This is a genomic window from Nocardia noduli, from assembly GCF_019038455.1.
GTDB lineage: Bacteria > Actinomycetota > Actinomycetes > Mycobacteriales > Mycobacteriaceae > Nocardia > Nocardia noduli.
The window spans coordinates 1-2,345 of the sequence record NZ_JAFMPL010000214.1 but is presented as its reverse complement, the minus strand read 5'-3'; the positions used below and the strand labels follow the sequence as shown (position 1 = coordinate 2,345).

General features: G+C 65.2%; 2 protein-coding genes and 1 rRNA gene. All 3 read right to left on the bottom strand.

Annotated features, from left to right (window positions below):
* Positions 1 to 16 precede the first annotated feature (16 nt).
* Positions 17 to 1,183 (bottom strand): alpha/beta hydrolase, encoded by a 1,167-nt coding sequence (locus tag JZ792_RS40945; protein ID WP_216918338.1) that lies wholly within the window; start codon positions 1,181 to 1,183, stop codon positions 17 to 19.
* Between the two features lie 458 nt (positions 1,184 to 1,641).
* Entirely contained in the window at positions 1,642 to 2,112 is a 471-nt protein-coding gene (locus tag JZ792_RS40940) for an SRPBCC family protein (protein ID WP_216918336.1), read from the bottom strand.
* Between the two features lie 110 nt (positions 2,113 to 2,222).
* A 5S ribosomal RNA gene (rrf, locus tag JZ792_RS40935) occupies positions 2,223 to 2,339 on the bottom strand.
* Positions 2,340 to 2,345 lie beyond the last annotated feature (6 nt).

Here is a 2,345-nt window from a genome sequence, read left to right as displayed (position 1 = left end):
GCTCGGGAGGATGGTCTCAGCGCGGGGCGGCAGTGTTCTGGGTGGCCCTGGCTTGCGCTTGGTAGCGCTGGACGAATGGCAGCACCTGGTCGGTGATCACCCGGTTGTATTCGCTGGGCCGCTGTCGGGGGTTGGCGTGGCCCGTATTGCGTGGGAATGCGACGAGCAGGGTTCCGTCTACGCCACCGACCTGCTCGACCAGGACCCGGTGCGAATATTCGACGTCGACCACGCCGTCCGCGGCGGGATCGCGCGGACGCAGGAAAACGATGGCGGGGGGCGGTTTTCCATCGACCGGCTCGGACAGCGCACGCAGATCGTTCACCGCGCCGCCCGCCACGATCGCCAGGAATTGCGCTTCGATCAGACCGTTACTCGCCGCGTCGGCCGAGTAGATCTTCTCGCGCAACACCTCGTCGAGGACCGAACGCAATTCGTCGAACCGTATGCCGGGCAGTCCGTAGCCGGTCTCGTCGACGAATTGCTCTCGACGCGCATAGGTTTCGACAAGCAGTCGCAACCCGCGGCTCTCTCTCGCGCCCGGCAGCCACCCCATCCAGCGCACCATATCCTCACCGCGGCCCCGACTTTCGGGACGCACGGCGTTGAGATCCATCGGCGTGCAATCCAGCAGCACCGCCACCAGTCGCCGATCGCTGTCGGTATGGATATGTTTGGCGACTTCGAGCGCGATCACCCCACCCATACTGTGCCCGACGAGGATCACGTTCTTCAGACCCGACATCTGCGCCGCGCGGGTGATCAGATCCGCGATGACCTTGGTATCGATACCGCGGTTGTCGTATTTGATCGCCCACACCACACCCATGCGACTCAGCGAGGGGAGCGCGGCGGCGGTATCACTGGCATTGAGCCCACCCAACCCGACCATGTCGACGACGACCGTATCCCAGTTCCGGCTGTCGGCGGGCGCGGCGATGGGCAGTACGGCCGGCTCGGTGCGTGCCAGGCGCGCGCGTTCCGGGGCCACGTCGATCGCCCAGTACTGCGCGAACACGATGAGCCCCGCGACGAGCAGCGCGGCGACCCGTAGCAGCATCAGCCTGGTGCGGCGCAACGTCAGCCAGTCGTGTCCGAGGCGAGTCGCTCGGAATCGAGCCTTCCGTCGCGCATCGTCCCAGTCCGAAATGCTGGACGGATGCCGATCGTCCAACGGCGACATCACTCCACTGTGCCTCCATTCCGTCCCCGCCGCTCCTCGACCCGCGAGCGCCCCTCCCTCTTCGTGCACAACCCTCGGATCCACGCGGCCGCGCCGATCACAACATCGGCGGCGATACCCACCTCTGTTCGGCTCAATCAGCTAGGCACCCACGAACGAGGAGACATAGCGTGAATAGCGACGGCTGATCAGGCAGTTTCGATGGGAACAGATGGGGTCCATTCGCGAACCGCTGGCGCCCGGCGCCTTTGGGTACGGGTCGATGCGCCTTTCGACGCGGCGCGGTATCCCCGTACCGAACAAGCCCGCTCGGCCCCGAAGGCCACGAGCATCGCGCCAGCACGGGCATCGCGCCGTCGCGAACATGTTCGAATATCTCAGTGGTCTATCGGCGCGACAGCGACGAAATATCACACGCCTATGCGGCCTGTTGGCAGCCGCCCGTATGGCCGCGAAGATCAGGGGGCCGACAACGATTCCGCCAGCTCCGCGAGTTTGCCGAGTGAGATCCGCCAACCCAATTCGTTGTCGTCCGGCGCGCCCCCCGGCGAGACGCCGTCGTGTAGTGCCATCAGGTCGGTGCCGCCCTGCTCCGCGTCGGCCAGGCGGTAGGTGATGGTCATCTCGCCGCGGATGTCGGGATCTTCCGTCTCGAATTCGACGACCTGCACGACCTGTTCATCGGGAACGAGGGTGACGAAGCGGCCGCCGAACGTGTCTGTGTGCGCGGTGGTCTTGCCGATAGCCGTCGGCTCGTCGTAGGTCAGTGAGATACGGAAGGCCCCGCCCGGCTTCGGATCGAATTCGTGAACGCGACTGGTCATCCCGGTGGGAACCATCCAGGTCCGCACCGCGTCCGCATCGATCAACAAGCGATAGACCACCGACCGCGGTGCGCCGATATGTCTGCCGATTCTGGTGGTGGCCACGCGCTCCACCGTAGTCGGCGAGCACTCGGCCGCAAGAGCGTCGACGAGCGGTGAGAAGTCGTGAAACGCGGAAAGGCCCCCAACTGTGTTGGGGGCCTTTCGCAATGATGTTCCGGCGGTGTCCTACTCTCCCACACCCTGTCGAGTGCAGTACCATCGGCGCTGGCAGGCTTAGCTTCCGGGTTCGGAATGGGACCGGGCGTTTCCCTGCCGCTATGGCCGCCGTAACTCTA

Excerpts from the sequence above, each read along its gene's own strand:
- JZ792_RS40945 (WP_216918338.1), bottom strand. The coding sequence starts at position 1,183 with ATGTCGCCGTTGGACGATCGGCATCCGTCCAGCATTTCGGACTGGGAC.